Raw genomic sequence first — 20,415 nt, forward strand, 5'->3', positions numbered from 1 at the left:
GTGAATAAAAACTAAGCGCAATTGCCCTACCTAGTGGCTAGACACCTTGCAACGCTTCCCCTATAATCGTTGACCTATTAAGGCCCCTTAGCTCAGTGGTTAGAGCAGTCGACTCATAATCGATTGGTCCCCAGTTCAAGTCTGGGAGGGGCCACCAAATTCAGAAGGCTCGTAGAGAAATCTACGGGCCTTTGTTGTATCAGGAAGACAGAGATTCCATCCAATACCAACGACCCAACACTAACTTTAGAGGTAGTTTAGAACTGAGGTTTGTTTAGAGCTAAGGGCGCTCTAACTCAAGCTTGCTGACTTGGTAATCCTCTGTCGCTGCGACTAAGTCAGGGCGATTAATGACTTTCCACAAGAAATAAGGCGGGATCAGAAACGCGACGAAGTAAAACGATTCGTGGAAGAAGATATGCGCGATATTTTCTTGATGCTCGCACAGTGCCGCAAGGGCGCAGAAATCCAATAAGATACTCAAAACCCCGAACACCACAGAGACCACGATGGTCAAACCCAGTAACTCTCTGAGGTAATGTTTAAATGCCATTCTAGTAATTCCTTCTAGCTAATCAGTGCGGTCAAAATTACGCCTCTAACTCCTTCTCTGAATTGACTTTTATCAACTTCATCGCCAAACAAATAAGAACTTAGTTTTATAAAAGATCACTTGCACAAATCAGAAAAAGAGCGGCAATTAAAATGCAATTAATTGAACATTAAAAAAGCCAATCAAATGACTGGCTTCTACTGTTATTCAGGGTTAGCAAGAAATAGAGTTAATCTGACAAGTAATACTGAACAGTTGAGACAACGCGTACTTTTTTAATATACGGCGTGTTGCTATCACGATCGTAAATAGAGAACTGGCCTTGCGTCGCACGCTTGATTTTACCAAGCGAGCTTTGCGAATCTTTGGCGAACTTCTCTGCCACTTCACGAGCGTTCTTGGTCGCTTCCTCAATCATATCTGGCTTGATGTCATTGAGCTTAGTAAAGCTGTACTCAACACGATTTGCATAAGGGTCTTGGTTAAGCAAAACGCCCTGTTTACCTAGCTCACCAATTTCATTGATCGCCGCTCTGACGACATCAATATTCTGGCTGTAGACCGTCACCGTTCGATTGGCTAAGTAACGATACTCAATGTCCTGTTCATTGCCGTATTGCTGCGCTTTGCGGTCTGTTACAGCAGGAGAGGAAAGAGAAAAGTTTGATTCATCCAGCCCTTTAGCAGCCAGAAAATCGAGCACCAGCTTAGTTTGCTGATCAATCTCATCAAACATCGTCGGCATATCATTACTCGCAACCGTAAATTGAATTGGCCAAATCACCGTATCTGCTGGGTACTCACGCTCAGATAAGCCCTTTACCGTCACGACGCGTTCATAGGCTTTGTATTTTACCGCGGTCTGTTGAATGAAAAAGCCCAACACTCCTAACCCGATGATTAAGCACAGCCCTAGCCACAGTGATGACTTATTGGAAATCCGCTCCATTCATCCTCCTAATTTCGTTAAACCAATCAATTTGTTATCTAGATAACATAGCCCAGATACCGCAGGAAAATAGCGACTGAAAGCTAAGTTTTTGTCATATCGCTCGAAATGATAAGCGCAATAGCATAAAATCGAACAGTGTTTTATTTTCGAGTTTCATTACTATGTTAAAAACAAAGTTGATGGTGTTGCTCAGTGCCCTACTCGTCTCTGCGTCTTGTTTGAGTGCTGACGAGATTTCCTCTGAAGAGATGAGTGAAGAACAAGTTGTCGAAAACGCAGTTCTAGACGAATCAGCGGTTGCTTGTACTGAGGAACATTGCGAAGGCAAGGGCTTTGATGGGCGTATTCTGTTAGACAACGAGCCAACCAAGCAGGTATTGAGCTCTCTCGAAAGCCTTGGTGAAACACTGAACTCACTGAGTTTCTTAATGTTCGCTGGGGATAAAACCTAAAGCTACCATTAGTAACTCTCGCCTCAACGCCTTTGGTCAATAAAGCTTCATTGGTTTGTCACCAAAGGCTCATGCTTTTGCCTCTTAACTGTCATCTGTAATTTCTACTATCCAATCAGCAACTTGTACGCTGAGGTAAATATGGATAGTTCGACCCCTTTTCGTCTCCCACGTAAAACGCCGTTTGGCATTGGTGAAAACGTTGCTGAATGGGCAACCGGTTTAAACCAACTTGATAAGTTCTACGCCCAGCGCCCCGTTAATGCCGATACCAAAACTTTTCTTCGCTTCACGCTGGATATCTTAGGTATCGACTATCGCATTGCTCATGGTTCACTCGACTCAGTTCCTAAACAAGGTGCTACCGTCATTGTGGCGAACCACCCGCTTGGTTGTGTGGAAGGCGTGATCTTGGCTGAATTACTGTTGATGGTTAGAGACGATATCCAAATCCTAGCCAATCAATATCTTAAAACCGTGCCGGAGTTAGATCAGCTCTTTATTGGTGTCGATGTATTTGAAGGCAAAGACGCCGTCAAATCGAATATGAAAGCCCTGAGAGCGGCCAATAAACACCTCGCAAGTGGCGGCTTATTGCTTGTATTTCCTGCCGGTGAGGTTTCCCAGTTAGTCGATGCCAAACAGCAACGCTTGGAAGACAAATCGTGGAGTCGAAGCGTAAGTAGCCTGATCCGCAAAAACAAAGCAACGACAGTTCCAGTATTCATCAGTGGTCAGAACTCGAAACGCTTCTATATGGCAGGGAAAATCCATCCACTTTTGCGTACCCTACTGCTCGGGCGAGAACTGCTGAACAAACAGGCGCAAACCATCGATTTATCTTTTGGCCAAGCAATCAAATTCAAAGAGCTCAACACACTTAGCGATGATCAAGTGGTGAACTATTTACGGCTCAACACTTACTTGCTCAATCGAGAGACCCAATCGGTGAAACCCTCTTCCTCATCAGAACGGCTCTCTCCAATAGCGGCAGGGTTACCCGTAGGCGAATTGCTTGAAGAGCTGAACAACTTACCAAAAGAGTCCAAGCTGCTAACAAGTGGTGAGTTCGATGTTTACTGCACGGAGTCGCAGAATATCCCTTCTATACTGCATGAAATCGGTCGCCTACGTGAGCTCAATTTTCGACAGGTTGGCGAAGGGACGGGACTAGCAATAGACATTGACCATTTCGATCATGATTACCTGCATCTGTTTGTGTGGGACAGAGAAAACCAATGCTTGGTAGGCGCGTATCGTTTAGGTCTGGTTGATCAACTGATTGAAAAGCGCGGCGTAGCAGGTCTATATTCACGAACGTTGTTTAACTATGACCAACGCTTTATCGACCAAATGGGTAAATCCATCGAGATGGGGCGCTCAGTGATTGCGCAGCAATATCAAAAGAGCATGAGCGCGCTGCTGCTGCTGTGGAAAGGCATCGCAACCTTCGTGCATAAAAACCCAGATTACACTCACCTATTTGGTCCGGTAAGCATTAGCAACGACTATAGCGATACTGCACGCCAACTGCTGGCTCAATCAATGACACTGCACCACTACGATAGCAACTGCGCAGAGTACGTCACACCTTCTAACCCACTTCCTGAGCACCACCGTGACTGGAACACCAGCATGCTTACTGCTCTGGGAGATTTACAGTTACTATCACGCGTAATTGCCAGAATCGATGAAGGGAAAGGTGTGCCCGTTTTACTGCGTCAGTACTTAAGCCTCAATGGCAAACTGGTGTGCTTCAATGTCGACCCTGCATTCAATAACGCTCTAGATGGGTTGATTACGGTGGATTTGCGCGATGTTCAAGAAAAGACGTTGGCAAGGTATATGGGACGCGAGCAAACTCATGAATACCTCACCTACCATGCTAATAGCAACCATAAGTAAGAGCAGTGAGTAAGAAGGGAGTTGTGAGTCAATAAAAGCGGTGTAGCGACTCTCTTTTACTTTTCTATCAATTAGATAAGAGCACTTCGTGAAGTACGCCGAAAAGACTCTTATAAATACATTCTATCGAAGAGTCGCAATGACATTGATCACGCCAATTCCGTCACAAACTTTCACAAAACACCAAAATCGACTTAGATCACATTTTATATCCAGACCAAACCAGCACAGAATGTGACATTGATCGTTACTGGTATTTAATTTGAATTTCAAAAGAAATAAAAAGTGATCAAAGTCACAAAGTATTTTGATTTTAAATTTGTCAGAAGATCGAATTGATCACTAAGATTTTTATTGACAGATTTGAAAGTGGCTTTTTGTTATTAAGTTACAAGTTAATAAGTTGAACTTGGTCACTTAAAAACCGTTTCTCAGCCTAAGAAATGCGGGCGTAGATCACGAAAAACCCGTTGTCAGTTCCAATTGGAAAATGTGTGGTAAATTGATTGGGTACTAAGCAATCAAACAAACGGTTTTGGCGAACCGTTTACTACAACAAGATTCATCAGAACATCGAACGGGGAATTGTTATGATATCACCAGATGCCAAGATCAAGATACAAAATTTTGGTCGTTTTCTGTCAAACATGGTAATGCCAAACATCGGCGCGTTTATCGCGTGGGGCTTTATCACTGCTCTATTTATCCCAACTGGATGGCTACCAAACGAAACGTTAGCCTCTATGGTTGGCCCAATGATTACCTACTTGCTGCCACTACTTATCGGTTACACCGGTGGTAAATTAGTTGGTGGCGATCGTGGTGCGGTAGTCGGTGCAATCACAACAATGGGTGTGATTGTCGGCACAGACATCCCAATGTTTATGGGTGCAATGATGGTCGGCCCAATGGGCGGCTGGGCTATCAAGAAATTCGATAACTACATCGATGGTAAAGTAAAAAGTGGCTTCGAGATGTTGGTTAACAACTTCTCTGCGGGCATCATCGGTATGCTATGTGCGATCCTTGCTTTCATCTTTATCGGTCCATTCGTAAAAATTCTTTCTGGTGGTTTGGCGGCCGGCGTTAACTTCCTAGTTTCTGCTCACCTACTACCACTAACTTCAATCTTCGTTGAACCTGCGAAGATCCTGTTCCTAAACAACGCGATCAACCACGGTATCTTCTCTCCGCTAGGTATCCAACAAGCGTCTGAGACAGGTCAATCGATCTTCTTCCTAATCGAAGCAAACCCAGGTCCTGGTCTAGGTATCCTGCTAGCTTACATGGTGTTTGGTAAAGGTACGGCTCGTCAAACGGCAGGTGGTGCATCAGTCATCCACTTCTTCGGCGGTATCCACGAGATTTACTTCCCATACATCCTAATGAACCCTCGCCTAATCCTTGCGGCTATCGCAGGCGGTATGACTGGCGTATTCGTTCTAACTATCTTTAACGCAGGTATCGTTTCTCCAGCATCACCGGGTTCAATCTTTGCAATCTTGTTGATGACTCAGAAAGGCTCAATCGTTGGTGTACTAGCATCTATCGCAGCAGCAACAGGCGTGTCATTCGCGGTAGCAGCACTGCTAATGAAGACTCAAACGTCAACAGAAGAAGACGGTGATGAAGCAGCACTAGAAAAAGCAACATCACAAATGAAAGACATGAAATCTGCATCTAAAAACGATGCGGTGGTAAACAGCCAAAGCAAAGGTGACGTAGACCTAGCGACAGTACAAAGCATCATTGTCGCTTGTGATGCGGGCATGGGCTCGAGTGCAATGGGCGCGAGCATGCTACGCAAAAAGGTTCAAGACGCAGGTCTGAACATCCACGTAACCAACCTTGCCATTAACAGCTTACCAGAGAGTGCAGATATCGTGATTACTCATAAAGACTTAACGGATCGTGCACGTAAGCATGCTCCAAACGCACACCACATTTCATTGACTAACTTCCTAGATAGCGAAATGTACAACCAGCTAGTCACCAAACTACTAGCAGCACAAAACCAATCCGCAGCCAATGACGACCAGATGGTAAAAGTGTCAGTCATGGCGGCAAACGACGACAGCTTTGAGCCACAACAACCATCGGTATTCCAAATCCAGCGTGAGAACATTCACCTAGGTTTGAAAGCAGCCAACAAAGAAGAAGCCATTCGCTTTGCAGGCAACAAATTGGTTGAACTTGGCTACGCAGAACCAGAATACGTAGACGCGATGTTTGAGCGTGAAGCGTTGGTTCCAACTTACCTAGGCGAATCTATCGCAGTACCTCACGGTACGGTAGAAGCGAAAGACCGCGTGAAGAAAACCGGCATTGTAATCTGCCAATACCCATCGGGTATCCAATTTACTGAAGACGACGATGATGTAGCGAAACTGGTTATCGGCATTGCCGCTAAGAACGATGAGCACATCCAGGTGATTACCACCATTACAAACGCGCTCGATGAGCCGGAGGCAATTGAGAAGCTAACTAGCACCAACGATGTGGAAGAGATTCTGAACATCCTTGGCGGCCAGCAAGCGGCTTAATCACTCCCTTTAATTTGCTCCTGAGCAAACCGAGGTCAGCTGTCACCCCCTATGCGGTTGGCCTCACCCTAAATTCGTTTAGTCAACATTTCAGACATTGGTAGGTGAGAATTATGAAAAACGCAGTTCATTTTGGCGCAGGTAACATTGGTCGTGGCTTCATCGGTAAACTATTAGCAGACGCAGAAGTCGAGGTGACATTTGCAGACGTTGATGCACCACTCGTCGATCAGCTGAGTCACAAGCAAGAATATAAAGTAAAAGTGGTCGGTACTGAGTGCCAAATAGACACAGTAACTCACGTTACCGCGGTTAACTCAGCCAGTGAAGATGTCATCGACCGCATTGTAAAAACCGACTTGGTAACAACAGCGGTTGGCCCTAACGTACTGGACATCATTGCAAAAACCATCGCTACCGGCATTGCTAAACGCTTTGCAGCAGGTAACGATAAACCACTGAACATCATCGCGTGTGAAAACATGGTTCGCGGTACCACACACCTAAAAGGTGAAGTGTACAAACACTTGGATGAATCATTGCACGCAAAAGCAGACGAGTTGGTTGGCTTTGTCGATTCAGCGGTAGACCGCATCGTACCACCAGCAGAAGCGGCGAACGATGATCCACTAGAAGTGACGGTAGAAAGCTTTAGCGAATGGATTGTGGATGAACAGCAATTCAAGGGCGAAATCCCTGATATCGCAGGCATGGAAAAAACCAACAACCTAATGGCATTTGTAGAACGCAAGCTGTTCACACTCAATACAGGTCACTGCATTACCGCTTACCTAGGTTGCTTGAAAGGCCATCGTACTATTCGTGAAGCGATTGAAGACCCAAGTATTCATGCTGAAGTAAAACAGGCGATGCAAGAGAGTGGTGAAGTGCTGATCAAACGTTACGGTTTCGACCGTGACATGCACAATGCTTACATCGAGAAGATTCTAGGACGCTTTGCCAACCCATACTTAGTGGATGAGGTTGATCGCGTAGGTCGTCAACCAATTCGTAAATTAGGTGCAAACGATAGATTAGTGAAGCCTTTACTCGGTACAATTGAGTATGGCACTGAAAATAAAACACTTTTGAAAGGCATTGCCGCTGCGTTGAAGTACACTAACGACACTGACCCACAAGCCGTAGAGCTACAAAACTCATTAAAAGAAGTGGGTGTGAAGAAGACGCTAGCGACATACACAGGTCTTGCAGAAAACAGTGCTGAAGTGACTCAAATCGAGACACTTTACAACCAACTTTGATTTACCTAGGGGAGCTTGGCTCCCCTTCTATATCCATCTCCATTGAAGAGTTGGAATAGCTAATAATTAGAAATGTATTCAGTATATGGCAGATAACATCAACGAAACCGAGATCATTGAGCGATTAAACAGCGCACCATCGGTACGAGGCTTTTTCATTGCAGCAGTCGACGTTTTTAACGATTCGATCGACGGGTTAGTGCAAAGAATTTTTCGTAAAGATAACTTCGCTGTTCAATCGGTTGTCGGTCCGCTGTTACAAGACTCGGGACCGCTGGGCGATCTGTCTGTTCGTTTGAAGTTATTGTTTGGCTTGGGTGTGCTTCCCGATGATATTTACCACGACATCGAAGACATCATTAAGCTCAAAAACCATCTCAATAGCGACGCTTCTGACTACGAGTTCACTGACCCTAATATTCTAGATCCAATCAAAAAGCTGCATTTGGTGAAGAAGATGGGCATGGTGCAACTGGAAGTCAACGAACCAGATGACGACATCGACCTTGAGTTTTATCAGCTACAACTGCAACGTCAACAACAAATCATTAAGTCAGGGCTTTCGCTTGCGATTGTCGAGATCTGCAATGAACTCGGCAAAGAGAGCCCATTCTAACGCCACATTTTATACCCAAGCTACCTTCAAAAGGATTCGAGGTTGCTTGGGTATAACAAGATAACAATGTCAGCCGCTCTACACCCAAAAACGTAGGAGCCCTACCCAATGTTAAAAGCTGTACTTTTTGATATGGATGGACTGATTTTCGATACCGAATCCATCTACAAGCAAAGTTGGCAATACGCCGCGACCGAGCAAGGCTTAACCATCACCGATGATTTCTACCAACAGTTTATCGGTGTCCAAGACCCTGAATGTGAAAGAATACTCGCCGAGCATTTTCAAGATGCCATCGATATGCCGCGCTATAAAGCCGTGCGAGATGAACACTTCCATAATCTAAGAAATCAAGGCATTGCACTCAAACCCGGATTCGACGCACTGTTTTATGCCATCAAACAACATGGCTTATTAACCGCGATTGTCACTTCTTCTCACCTTCCGGAGGTGAAACACAATTTCTCAGGCAGCGAGTACCTTGCACAGTTCGATTTAGTGATTACCGCCGAAGATGTAGAACGTGGCAAACCAAACCCTGATTGCTATCAAATGGCTTATCGCCACTTAGGTGTGGACGCCAAGCAGTGCTTAGTATTGGAAGATTCGAACAACGGCATCAAAGCCGCACTCGCTGCAAAATGCCAAGCTGTCATGATTCCGGATTTACTTCCACCTCTGCCAGAGCTCGAAGACAAAGTCATCATTAAAGCGTCTCTTGAGGAAGTGATTCCACTGCTGAGTCAGCTTTAGCCGCTGGTAGTATCAAACAAAACTGGGTTTGGCCATCTTCTGAAGTGACGCTGATGCTTCCATCGTAGGCGTGAACAATCGATTGAGTGATCGACAAACCCAGCCCGGCTCCCACGCTACCTGAATGTTGGCGAGACTTGTCGACCCGATAAAAGCGGTCAAACAGATACGGCAGGTTTTGCTTGGGAATAGCCTCACCAACGTTGCTGACGGTTATCTTCACAAGTTCACCAACCTGCTCAATATCAACCGAAATCGTCGTCTCGTCATACGCATGGCGAATCGCGTTGGACAATAAGTTACTGATTGCGCGCTCAAACATGTTTCGGTCCATATACAGCATCGCCTCACCTGAAGTGGTAATGGCCAGCGCTGAATCTTCCGCCAGTATTTCGAAGTACTCGATCAAATGAGCCACTTGTTCATGAGCTGCGAAGCGCTCGTTGTGTCGATGGATCAGTTTGTTTTCTGCTTTGGCGATATACAGTAAGTCATTGATGGTTTTGGTTATCCGTTCAAGCTCTTCCAAAGTAGAAGCAATCGCTTCTTGATACTCCTCAGAACTGCGGGCAGCACCAAGGATTACTTGGTTTTGAGTGGTGATGTTAGTCAGCGGCGTTTTAAGCTCATGAGCAATATCAGAGGAGAACTCACTCAAACGATGAAAGCCAGTTTGTAATCGATCCAACATCGCATTGTGCTTTATCGCTAATTCTCTTAGCTCGATCGGCAACGTCTCAGGGTCAATACGAATATCTAACTGTTCAGGGGTAATATGTTGGATGTGTTTGTTTAAGGTAAGGATCGGCCTCAAACCTCGATTTACAATGGTTCGGCTATACAGAGCAGAAGCTAAAAACGCGAAGCCCAACGACCAGAATAGAATCCACCCCAGTTTGTTGAGGAACAGTATATGGTGGTTAATGCTGGTGCCTATCACCACAGTGACATCTTTGGCTTTAAAGGCGAAGGCTCGAATATCCAAAGAATCTTCATGCCATTCAATCGCATTGTTTTGATTCAAAATCTGCGGTGAACTCAAGGTGAGAGACAGTTTGTTAGGAATAGAAAGCGTTGAGTTTTTGTAGGTCTGCTCTCCCTCCTCAAACGCCCACATGTAAGCGGAGCTGTTGTCGATAAGCAGATAAGCCGACTCAGGAGAAACCATCATGGTCTTCTCTATCGCATTATATTTGCTGACCATTTCGTTATAGTCTTGAGTAAAGAAATGGCGCTCGATGGTGTAATAGAGAATAAAGGCTAAAGCGAGGTACACCACCAGCGTCGTGCCGACAAACATCAGCACGAGTTTGTTTTGCATGGATAGGTTGGCTGGGCGTTTAAACATCTGGCGCTTCCAGCTTATACCCCATCCCTCTGATGGTATGAATCAGAGGCGTTTCAAATGGCTTGTCGACTTTATTGCGCAGTCGTTTGATGGCGACATCAATGACGTTCGTATCGCTATCAAAGTTCATGTCCCACACCAATGACGCAATCGTGGTCCGTGATAACACCTGACCTTCTTTGCGCATCAAAAGCTCAAGCAGCGCGTACTCCTTTGCCGTTAGCGTAATACTTTGCCCGCCTCGCGTTGCCACTCGCTTCATCATGTCGAGCTCTAGATCCGCAATTTGCAGTGTCTGAGAAGAGGTCTGTACACGAGAAGAAGTATAATGACGAAAGACATTCTGAATGCGTGCCAGCAGCTCAGCAAACGCATAAGGTTTTACCACGTAGTCGTTGGCTCCTAACTCAAAGCCACGCACGCGATCTTCTATCTGCTCTTTGGCAGTAAGCATGATAACTGGGGTGTGAATGTCACTACTGCGCAGCGTGTTGAGCACTTGCCAACCGTCGAGTTTGGGCAGCATGATATCGAGAAGAATAAGATCATAAGGTTCACTGGTTGCGTGATATAAGCCATCTACACCGTCGCGAACCCAATCAACAACATAGCCCGATTCCACTAGCCCTTTTTGCAAGTATTCCCCTGCTTTAACTTCATCTTCTACAATCAGTAGTTTCAATTTCAGCCCTCTATCTCAACGGGATGTGCTCAGCATTGACGATCGCAAAAAGAGTACGACACAAATTGCATCATACTCTTTTCATTCAATGTTTTTATCGATTACTGTCGCGCTGTGCGTAGTTCACTTTCACGTTCACAGTACCCAGATATTCCAACTGTCCCTGCTCGTTCATGCGCTCTTGTACCGTAACAAAACCACCGTCCTGCAGGTGCGTGCTGTTTCTCGCGACATCGAAAGTTACGATGTTCAACTCTTTATTAAGCTCATGAGACGACATGTCTTTTAAAGAGTTTAGTTCAGCTAACGCTTGTTGATAAGCCGCATCCGAGGTTGCCGTTGGCTCAACAGAAATGGTCTTCATTTCTTCACGGCTAATGTATTTTCCACCAGTGAAAGTCGGTTGAGCGAATGCTGATGCGCTAGTGATTGCCATTGTTGTTACAAGGAGAGCGGTTTTCAGTACTTTCATGTTGATGACCTTTGAGTGTGTTTGTTTTCAATGGCTTCATTATTCAACAACACACCTGACACCAACCTATCTCGAAAATGACATTTTTGTCATAAACCAAAATAGCGATTGATTACCGATAACCACCCAAACTACAGCTCGTAAGTCAGACCAAAATGGAACTTATAGTCGTCTTTCTCTGGCACCACACCTTCCGCATCGGCTTTGGTATCCGAAACATGATCCCAAATCGCTTTAATGCTCAGATCTAGATCATCGACAAGATCGATATCAAAACCGAGCTCGTTGGTATGCCGAGTACCACCAGCATCGTTGCTCGCCCAGTTGAGGTTATAGGTATGACTGAAATCGATGTCATCGGTCAGTTCATACTCAAAGTTAGATTCGAAGGTTAAGGTGTTACTGGTCGCATCGCCAGATTCCCCTTCTTCTACCGTTTTAAAATCGGTGTACTGGTAACCGGGACCGATGGAGACATCCCATTCTGTCTGTGAATTAGCAATGATGAAATAACCCATCTGCATCGAGGCATTAACTTGATAATCAATGTTTTGGAACTCATCCCTGAGCAGCGAGAGCTTAAGTGGCCTAAAGAAGAGTCGGTTACTTAGGTAAATATCGTAGGAGCCATCAAACGAACTGTTATTCGCTGTAGTCTCATCATTGGTCTTGGAGTTTTCGTGCTTGGCTTTCAGTTTAGTCCGCGAGCCCACGGTATTCCTTTCCGCTTCTACTTCACCAAGGAGTGAGAACTCATCAGTGTTGCCTTTGCTGATGTCTAATCCCAAAAAGATCTCAGTCGTCCAGTGGTCTGAATCTGTCTCTGAACCACGATAGATCGACACGACTTCTGTCACAGGGAATGCGATCTCTTCACCACCATTGTTGAGGTATAACTTGTCTTCGCGGATCGACAAATAGCCATCGTAGATATCGCCACTAGAAGTCCGGATGGTAAAGAAACTTGCCGTTTCTAACACCGCAATGTCTTCCAGTTCGATCTCTTGATCGCCAAGATCATCACTATCGAATTCAACTTCTTGATCGAACGAGTTGGTTTCTTCCTTGATCGTGCCAGTCAGTTCCCCTTTGATCACTTCACCAGATTTGAGTTGTAACCAGTCATCGCTTTCATCGATGAATACTGTTTGGCTTTTGCGCTCTTCTGTTTGTGTTTCTTCCTCTGCCATCACTGATGGATGGTAAATCGAGGACGCGATACATAAAGCCAAGAGTTTGATTTTCATAGTGACCTTTTCAGTTCAATGGAAACCACATCCGTTGGGCTTACGATAGTGATGCTCACCGCTCGGCGTGTCAGAAAGTAAACAATTGAATGTCAACGTATTGCGCATCATAACCATGTCTACAGACATAAAAAAAGCGAAGTCATGTGACTTCGCTTTAGGTTCTCGCTACTTACATAGCGCAACATAAACAAGTGTAATCTCAATCACACCTTGCGTTGCTTACTCTACCGTTACCGCTTTCGCTAGGTTACGAGGTTGGTCTACGTCCGTACCTTTGATCAACGCTACGTAGTAAGACAGTAGCTGCATTGGGATGGTGTAGTAGATCGCCGCCGTGATTTCACTAACGTGTGGCATAGTGATGATCTTCATGGTCTCATCGCCTTCGAAGCCTGCATCAGCATCTGCGAATACGTAAAGTAGACCACCACGCGCACGCACTTCTTCAACGTTTGATTTCAGTTTCTCTAGAAGATCGTTGCTTGGCGCAACAACCACAACTGGCATATCTGCATCGATCAACGCTAGAGGACCGTGTTTCAGCTCACCCGCTGCGTACGCTTCTGCGTGAATGTAAGAGATCTCTTTCAGTTTTAGAGATGCTTCCATCGCGATTGGGTAGAACTCGCCACGACCTAAGAATAGAGTGTGGTGCTTATCAGCAAAATCTGGTGCTAGTGCTTCGATTTCTTTTTCGAAAGACAACGCTGCGTTGATTTGCTTCGGTAGAGCGTGAAGCGCTTCTACGATCTCTTTTTCTTTCTCTTTGCTGATGCGGTTTTGTTGCTTACCAAGAGCAGTTACCAGCATCAGTAGCGCAGAAAGCTGAGTCGTGAACGCTTTAGTTGATGCCACGCCGATTTCCACACCTGCACGGGTCATAAATGCGAAATCAGATTCACGAACCAAAGAAGAACCCGCTACGTTACAGATGGTCATTGCCGCCATGTAACCTTTCTCTTTTGCTAGGCGAAGTGCTGCTAGCGTATCGGCAGTTTCACCAGACTGAGAAAGCGTGATCAATAGGCTGTTTGGACGCGTCACAAACTTGCGGTAACGGAATTCAGAAGCGATTTCTACGTCACAGCTTACGCCTGCAATGTCTTCGAACCAGTAACGTGCTGTCATACCTGCATTGTAAGACGTACCACAGGCAACGATCTGTACGTGTTCCACTTTGCTTAGGATTTCTGCCGCGTTAACACCGATTGCCTCAGTAACAACAGAATCAGCCGTGATACGACCTTCCATTGTGTTGATCAGCGCAGTTGGTTGCTCGTAAATTTCTTTCTGCATGAAGTGACGGTATTGGCCTTTATCGCCTGCGTCGTGTTCCGCGTTTGATTCTGTGATTTCGCGTTCTACGCGCTCACCTGTTGCATCAAATACAGTCACGTCACGACGAGTGATTTCTGCCACGTCACCTTCTTCTAGGTACATGAAACGACGTGTCACGTTAAGAAGCGCAAGTTGGTCAGAAGCAAGGAAGTTTTCACCCACACCAAAACCAATGACGATTGGGCTGCCTGAACGTGCTACGACGATGCGTGAAGGATCTTTACGATCCAACGCTACCGTGCCGTATGCGCCATCCAATTGTTTTGCTGTCTTCTGTACCGCTTCTAGTAGCGTTTCTGAAGTGCGAAGTTCCCACTCAACCATGTGAGCGATAACTTCAGTATCCGTTTGAGATTCAAATACGTAACCACGAGATTGAAGCAGTTCACGTAGCTCTTCGTGGTTTTCGATGATGCCATTGTGCACCACTGCAATGTCACCAGACATGTGTGGGTGTGCGTTCACTTCTGAAGGTTCACCGTGTGTTGCCCAACGAGTGTGCGCAATACCAGTACCACCGATCACTTTTGCTTCGTCTACTGCGTCTGCCAGCTCTTGTACCTTACCTAGACGACGAATACGCGTTAGGTTTGTCTCACCATCAACAATCGCAACGCCCGCAGAGTCGTAACCGCGGTATTCCAAGCGACGTAGGCCTTCAACTAAAATTTCTGCAACATCTCGTTGTGCTACTGCACCTACGATTCCACACATGTGTTTATCTCCGTTTGTAGTTTTGTTCTTCCCTGACCATGATTTCAAATAGAGGCAGCAAGCAAAGGCCTTTATCCAGAGGGAAGTGAAATATGAAACTGTTTACATTATTAGATTAGGCGCAAATGACTTTAACGCCATGTTGTTCAATCTGTATTTTGTGTTCTGGCTGTAACTCTGCATCAGTAACCAACACATTAATTTGGTCCCAAGCGAGTTCTAAGTTCGGGATCTTGCGTCCTACTTTTTCTGACTCAATCATGACGATGACTTCACGAGACACTTCTGCCATGACCTTACTTAAGCCAACTAATTCGTTAAACGTGGTGGTACCGCGTTCTAAATCGATGCCATCAGCACCAATAAATAACTGGTCAAAGTCGTAAGCTCTTAATACAGATTCGGCTACTTTGCCCTGGAAGGATTCTGAGTGCGTATCCCAAGTTCCGCCTGTCATTAACAGGGTTGGTTCGCTCTCTAATTCGTTAAGTGCATTGGCGACATGCAACGAGTTGGTCATAACAACCAAGCCTCGTTTGTCGTTTAATTGTTGAATCAGCGCAGCCGTTGTACTGCCACTGTCGATCACAATTCGGTTATGTTCTCGGATCAGTGATGCCGCTGCTTTTGCCAGACTTAACTTTCGACTCGAAACATTCGGACTCATTTCTTCATGGATAACTTCCGTTGGAATCGCAATTGCACCACCGTAACGGCGCAAAAGTTGTCCGTTTTTCTCTAAAGAAGCTAAATCCTTTCTAATCGTGACCTCTGAGGTTTCAAATTTCTGCGCTAGCTCATCTACGCTAACTTCCCCAAGCTCATTTACTAGGTTAGAAATGGCGTGTCTTCTTAATTGAGTGTTTCGTTTCGACATTTAAATTTTGATTTTAAGTTTCGGTTTGAAATTTATTATAGTCAAAACGAAACTTTCAAGTCCATTTATTTCGATCCAAAAAATTAATATTTCTCGATAAAACCTTGTCCTAAGACAATTCTTAAACAGTGATATTGGATTCATTCGGTGGTAGAATTCGCCACCGAAAAGAAAAAAAATTACAGAATTGACGGTTATTTTTTTGCAACTTTCTGCATATAAAGTGGGATTAGTCACAAAAAGGTAACCATAATCGCCGATCTTTTAGTCATAAAATGACTAAACTTGGTGAAAGACTTTCAGAATCTGAAGTTCCAATAATGTGGCGGAAAATCGGTGGGTGGCAGGCACTAAATGTCATCAAAGCGCCCTAACTTCAGAGTAAACAACCGACTTTCAAATTGTAACTATACTTACCGGAGAGTATCTTCCATGAAAAAGACCAAAATCGTATGTACGATTGGCCCTAAAACTGAATCTGTAGAGAAGCTAACTGAACTAGTAAACGCTGGCATGAACGTTATGCGTCTTAACTTCTCTCACGGTGACTACGCAGAGCACGGCACTCGTATCGCGAACTTCCGCCAAGTAATGGAAGCTACAGGCAAACAACTTGCAATCCTTCTAGACACTAAAGGTCCAGAAATCCGCACTATCAAACTAGAAGACGGCAACGACGTTGATCTAGTAGCTGGTCAAGAATTCACTTTCACAACTGACATCTCAGTTGTAGGTAACAAAGACAAAGTTGCAGTAACTTACGCTGGTTTTGCTAACGACCTAAACGTTGGTAACACTATCCTAGTAGACGACGGTCTAATCGAAATGGAAGTGCTTGCAACTTCTGAAACTGAAGTTAAGTGTAAAGTTCTTAACAACGGTGCTCTAGGCGAAAACAAAGGTGTTAACCTTCCTGGTGTTTCTGTAAACCTACCTGCACTATCTGAAAAAGATAAGAACGACCTTAAATTCGGTTGTGAGCAAGGCGTTGACTTCGTAGCTGCTTCTTTCATCCGTAAAGCTTCTGACGTTCAAGAAATCCGTGAAGTACTTGCTGCAAACGGCGGCGAGAACATCCACATCATCTCTAAGATCGAAAACCAAGAAGGTGTTGATAACTTCGACGAGATCCTAGAGCTTTCTGACGGCATCATGGTTGCTCGTGGTGACCTAGGTGTTGAAATCCCAGCTGAAGAAGTAATCTTCGCTCAGAAAATGATGATCGAGAAGTGTAACCGTGCACGTAAGATGGTTATCACTGCAACTCAAATGCTTGATTCTATGATCAACAACCCACGTCCTACTCGTGCGGAAGCAGGCGACGTTGCTAACGCGGTAATGGACGGTACTGACGCAGTAATGCTTTCTGGTGAAACTGCTAAAGGTAAGTACCCAGTTGAAGCAGTAACTATCATGGCTCAAATCGCGAACCGTACTGATTCAGCTCTAAAAGCTGAGCTAGGTTCTCGTCTAGACAGCCCACGTCTACGCATCACTGAAGCAGTATGTAAAGGCGCAGTAGACACAGCTGAGAAACTAGCTGCTCCACTTATCGTTGTTGCAACTGAAGGTGGTAAGTCTGCACGTTCAGTACGTAAGTACTTCCCAACTGCAAACATCCTAGCACTAACTACTAACACTAAGACTGCTGCACAGCTAGTTCTAACTAAAGGTGTTACTCCAGTAGTTGTTGACTCTATCGCGAACACAGACGCGTTCTACGTAGCAGGTAAAGAACTTGCTCTAGAATCTGGTCTAGGTAACAAAGGCGACATCGTTGTTATGGTTTCTGGTGCTCTAGTAGCTTCAGGTACAACGAACACGGCTTCTGTACACGTTCTATAAGACTGACGTATTCAATCATCAGTTCAATAAAAAAGAGGGCTTCGGCCCTCTTTTTTTATATATTTTATCTTGCCCTCATAATCAGTACGCTGTATTATCAACCACAACCGAACTACGTACTGTTTAGTTGTCGTCACGATAATAAAATTTCATGAGGTTGCTTGTGTCTAGTCCTACCCTAACCGATAAAGTTGCAAAAATGATCTGCCAGGACATCCTGACAGGTGCTCTAAAACCAGGCCAAAAGCTTGTGGTTGCTGACCTGAAAGAGAAATACAACGTTGGTGCATCACCTATCCGCGAAGCCCTTGTGCAACTGTCTTGGAGCAAGTATGTAAAGCTTGAGCCACAAAAAGGCTGTTGGGTTGCACCCGTGTGCAAAAAAGAATTGAACGATCTATACGAAAGCCTTCGTGTGGTTTCTTCTGTATTGCTTAAGAAAGCAATCTTGGCGGGTGATGAAAGCTGGGAGTTGGATGTACTGACTTCTTACCACAAGCTATCTCGTCTGAACTTTGATGAAACTTTCTGCTGGCAAGAGTGGGAAGAGCGTCATCACCAGTTCCATGTTTCTCTGCTTGAAGGCGCGGATTCAAAGAACATGTTTGAGTTCTTTAGTGACCTGATTAACCAGATCAAGCGTTACCGTTACTTTGCAATGCAAACGTTAAACTCAGAACAAGACGCACTGTTCAACATTGATGAGCATGAGATGATCATGAAGCTTGTTCTTGCGAAGAACAGCGAAGAAGCAATGGACTTACTTGATAAGCACTTGTTGAGCTCAATGCAACGCATCGAAACAGCGTTAGAGCTAGAAACCGCTTAATTCGGTTCAGCAGCGAATAGAAAAAATCGGGGTTATCCCGATTTTTTGTTTTGTAGAAAAGCCTCAGCCTATCTGTTTATCGCAACAGTCTCTAAGCAATGTCATCGAAACTGTGACAAATCGACACTCGGTTACGCCCTGCACTCTTTGATTCGTACAGGGCGATATCCGCACATTTATAGCTGCGTGTTCGGTCTCCAGTGAGATCACTGTAACCCACACTCACTGTCACTGCTTTTTCACTGTTTAACTCTACGGCAACTCGAAGTCGATTCAATACTACTTCCGCTTCTTGCGTCGTCGTATGTGGCATGATCACGGCAAACTCTTCTCCGCCGACACGAGCAACAAAATCGGTATTTCTTACCCCATTCGACAACGTGTCTGCCACGCCGCAAATCACTTTATCACCCTCATCATGGCCCATTTCATCATTAATGCGTTTGAAATGGTCGATATCAAACAGTGCAAGGCAAGTCGTTGGCGTATCCGGATAACGTTCAACCATATTGGCATATTGCGCGAGCTGCTCTTCAAACTTACGACGATTCCATAAGCTGGTTAAGCCGTCTTTCTCACTCAAGTTTCGCAGTTTCTCTTCTAGCTCTTTACGCTCAGAAATATCCACCAGCGAAGTAATGTAATAGCTAACTTTGCCAGACTTCGCCATGATGGCCTGAATGCGCATGATAGCGGTAAATACGTGGTTGAGCTTAGTGCGACAACGTACTTCCCCTTCCCACACTTGCTCGATACCAAGCTTATTCCAAATCGCCAGAATCTCTTCGATGTCTTCAGGAATGAAGATTAGGTTATGTGCATTCCAACCACGCAATCGCGAAGAGCTATAGCCCATCATGTTTTCAAACTCTTGGTTCACCATCATGATTCGATGTGACGTGTCCGAAATCATCACCGCCGTCATGCCATCCAATGCAGCACGGGCAAGTTTAGATTCAATGCTATGACGACGATAATGCAGTGCCAACGAAGTGATAGGCAGAGCAAACACCAACATTAAACTCAGCACAAAGAAGGCTTCTTGGACTAAGTCATCGATATCTCGGTCAGCTCGCTCCAACAATTGTTCTTGAGAGAGGTCAATGAGTAAATGGAGAGGCTCACCTGGCACAAATTCAATCGTGTTGAAGGCAATCAGGTGTTTACCATCATACTTATAGCCCATCTTCTGTGAGCCGATGTTTTGCCAGATATCAGGATGGAGCAAACCAAAGTTAAAGCGAGCACGATCTGGGATAATATCGCCGTACAGCTTGTCGCTGTGAGAGCTTGCTGCGTAATAACCCGATTGGTTTATCAGCTCGATGTTGAAATCTCTGACTGGGGAATAATTCAAACGAGAAGAAAGGTATTTTACGTCGATATTGAGGATCAAATAGCCTTCACGAATGTCATTCATAGCCACTGGCATCATAATGCGAACAGAAGGGCTGTACGGGTAAACGAGATTGCCGTTCTCTTGCTCGAGTTCAATTCCCCAAGAGCCGATTTGGTCATTTTTTAAATTCTGAGCATATTGGAAATACTCGCGATCGGATTTGTCTTGCAGAGTACGAGCGGCAGCTGCGGTGCCAGTTTTAAAGTCGTAGTTGATTCTGACATTCTCTTGCCCATTGACGTTAAGGAAGCGAATCTGTCGATACCATTTCTGGTTAACCGCAACAGAACTCCACACCTCTTCTAAAATGGCGAGATTCTTTGGGTTTGGGTGGCGCAGGTAGTCGTAAAGGCTTTGGCTATGACCAAGCAGGTCACTGATGGAAGAAATTTGGTCTTGAACGTTGTTGTATTCACGCTCTGAGTAAGCCAGCTGATGAAGGGCTTCTTTCGCTGTATTTTCTACATTAGCCGCTAACAGAGTCTGGTATTTCTGGTAGTAGTAGATAGAGATGAGCGCGCTAAAAAATAGCGTGGTTGCCAGCAAAGCGCTGACTAACTTCCTTACTTTCACGCGTCCTACTACCCAATTTGTTTACGAAAGCAGCAATTATATCATTAATTGT

General features: G+C 45.0%; 17 protein-coding genes and 1 tRNA gene. 9 read left to right on the forward strand and 9 right to left on the reverse strand.

Annotated features, from left to right (window positions below; translation table 11 throughout):
- Positions 1-81: 81 nt before the first annotated feature.
- Positions 82-157 (forward strand) — tRNA-Ile (locus VCHENC03_RS02140).
- A 123-nt stretch (positions 158-280) separates the two neighbouring features.
- On the opposite strand, the gene VCHENC03_RS02135 is transcribed toward VCHENC03_RS02140, so the two are convergent.
- Together VCHENC03_RS02135 and VCHENC03_RS02130 are read right to left on the reverse strand one after the other, a co-directional pair.
- A complete protein-coding gene (locus tag VCHENC03_RS02135) occupies positions 281-553 on the reverse strand; it encodes a hypothetical protein (protein WP_005436028.1) in 273 nt (90 codons plus the stop codon).
- A gap of 229 nt (positions 554-782) precedes the next feature.
- Positions 783-1,502, reverse strand: coding sequence for an SIMPL domain-containing protein (locus tag VCHENC03_RS02130; RefSeq protein ID WP_009707771.1), 720 nt, complete (start codon positions 1,500-1,502; stop codon positions 783-785).
- A gap of 164 nt (positions 1,503-1,666) precedes the next feature.
- On the opposite strand from VCHENC03_RS02130, the gene VCHENC03_RS02125 reads away from it, so the two are divergent.
- The 6 genes from VCHENC03_RS02125 to VCHENC03_RS02100 all read left to right on the forward strand — a co-directional run bounded on the left by VCHENC03_RS02125 (position 1,667) and on the right by VCHENC03_RS02100 (position 9,036).
- A complete protein-coding gene (locus tag VCHENC03_RS02125; protein ID WP_009707772.1) occupies positions 1,667-1,957 on the forward strand; it encodes a hypothetical protein in 291 nt (96 codons plus the stop codon).
- A gap of 141 nt (positions 1,958-2,098) precedes the next feature.
- Complete coding sequence (locus VCHENC03_RS02120) at positions 2,099-3,862, forward strand: lysophospholipid acyltransferase family protein (protein WP_009707773.1); 1,764 nt, start codon at positions 2,099-2,101, stop codon at positions 3,860-3,862.
- Positions 3,863-4,452: 590 nt separating this feature from the next.
- Positions 4,453-6,405 (forward strand): PTS mannitol transporter subunit IICBA, encoded by a 1,953-nt coding sequence (locus VCHENC03_RS02115; protein WP_009707774.1) that lies wholly within the window; start codon positions 4,453-4,455, stop codon positions 6,403-6,405.
- A 113-nt stretch (positions 6,406-6,518) separates the two neighbouring features.
- On the forward strand, positions 6,519-7,667 hold the full coding sequence (locus VCHENC03_RS02110) for a mannitol-1-phosphate 5-dehydrogenase (protein WP_005437419.1): 1,149 nt from the start codon (positions 6,519-6,521) through the stop codon (positions 7,665-7,667).
- Between the two features lie 85 nt (positions 7,668-7,752).
- Entirely contained in the window at positions 7,753-8,283 is a 531-nt protein-coding gene (locus VCHENC03_RS02105; RefSeq protein ID WP_005437418.1) for an MltR family transcriptional regulator, read from the forward strand.
- Between the two features lie 108 nt (positions 8,284-8,391).
- Entirely contained in the window at positions 8,392-9,036 is a 645-nt protein-coding gene (locus tag VCHENC03_RS02100; protein ID WP_009707775.1) for an HAD family hydrolase, read from the forward strand.
- On the opposite strand, the gene VCHENC03_RS02095 is transcribed toward VCHENC03_RS02100, so the two are convergent.
- From VCHENC03_RS02095 to VCHENC03_RS02070, 6 genes are all read right to left on the reverse strand, one after another.
- Positions 8,990-10,384, reverse strand: a complete 1,395-nt coding sequence (locus VCHENC03_RS02095) for a heavy metal sensor histidine kinase (protein WP_005437416.1) — start codon at positions 10,382-10,384, stop codon at positions 8,990-8,992. The genes VCHENC03_RS02100 and VCHENC03_RS02095 overlap by 47 nt on opposite strands.
- Positions 10,377-11,066, reverse strand: a complete 690-nt coding sequence (locus VCHENC03_RS02090; protein ID WP_009707776.1) for a heavy metal response regulator transcription factor — start codon at positions 11,064-11,066, stop codon at positions 10,377-10,379. The genes VCHENC03_RS02095 and VCHENC03_RS02090 overlap by 8 nt, the downstream gene beginning before the upstream one ends.
- Before the next feature lie 94 nt (positions 11,067-11,160).
- Positions 11,161-11,538 carry a DUF3316 domain-containing protein gene (locus tag VCHENC03_RS02085; protein ID WP_009707777.1) on the reverse strand — a complete coding sequence of 126 codons (378 nt, stop codon included), beginning with the start codon at positions 11,536-11,538 and terminating at the stop codon, positions 11,161-11,163.
- 131 nt (positions 11,539-11,669) lie between these two features.
- Entirely contained in the window at positions 11,670-12,785 is a 1,116-nt protein-coding gene (locus VCHENC03_RS02080; RefSeq protein ID WP_009707778.1) for a DUF481 domain-containing protein, read from the reverse strand.
- A gap of 222 nt (positions 12,786-13,007) precedes the next feature.
- The gene (gene glmS / locus VCHENC03_RS02075; protein WP_005437406.1) at positions 13,008-14,840 is read right to left on the reverse strand and encodes a glutamine--fructose-6-phosphate transaminase (isomerizing); all 1,833 of its coding nucleotides are present in this window, start codon (positions 14,838-14,840) and stop codon (positions 13,008-13,010) included.
- Positions 14,841-14,955: 115 nt separating this feature from the next.
- Complete coding sequence (locus tag VCHENC03_RS02070) at positions 14,956-15,717, reverse strand: DeoR/GlpR family DNA-binding transcription regulator (RefSeq protein WP_005437403.1); 762 nt, start codon at positions 15,715-15,717, stop codon at positions 14,956-14,958.
- A 432-nt stretch (positions 15,718-16,149) separates the two neighbouring features.
- Here VCHENC03_RS02070 and pykF point away from each other — a divergent pair, with 432 nt between their 5' ends.
- The gene (pykF, locus tag VCHENC03_RS02065; protein WP_009707779.1) at positions 16,150-17,562 is read left to right on the forward strand and encodes a pyruvate kinase PykF; all 1,413 of its coding nucleotides are present in this window, start codon (positions 16,150-16,152) and stop codon (positions 17,560-17,562) included.
- 151 nt (positions 17,563-17,713) lie between these two features.
- Positions 17,714-18,391, forward strand: coding sequence for a GntR family transcriptional regulator (locus VCHENC03_RS02060; RefSeq protein WP_027726531.1), 678 nt, complete (start codon positions 17,714-17,716; stop codon positions 18,389-18,391).
- A gap of 91 nt (positions 18,392-18,482) precedes the next feature.
- Here VCHENC03_RS02060 and VCHENC03_RS02055 read toward each other — a convergent pair whose 3' ends face one another.
- A complete protein-coding gene (locus VCHENC03_RS02055; protein ID WP_032803104.1) occupies positions 18,483-20,363 on the reverse strand; it encodes a sensor domain-containing diguanylate cyclase in 1,881 nt (626 codons plus the stop codon).
- Between the last annotated feature and the right edge of the window lie 52 nt (positions 20,364-20,415).

Origin of the sequence: Vibrio sp. HENC-03 (assembly GCF_000305755.2) — a bacterium.
GTDB lineage: Bacteria > Pseudomonadota > Gammaproteobacteria > Enterobacterales > Vibrionaceae > Vibrio > Vibrio owensii.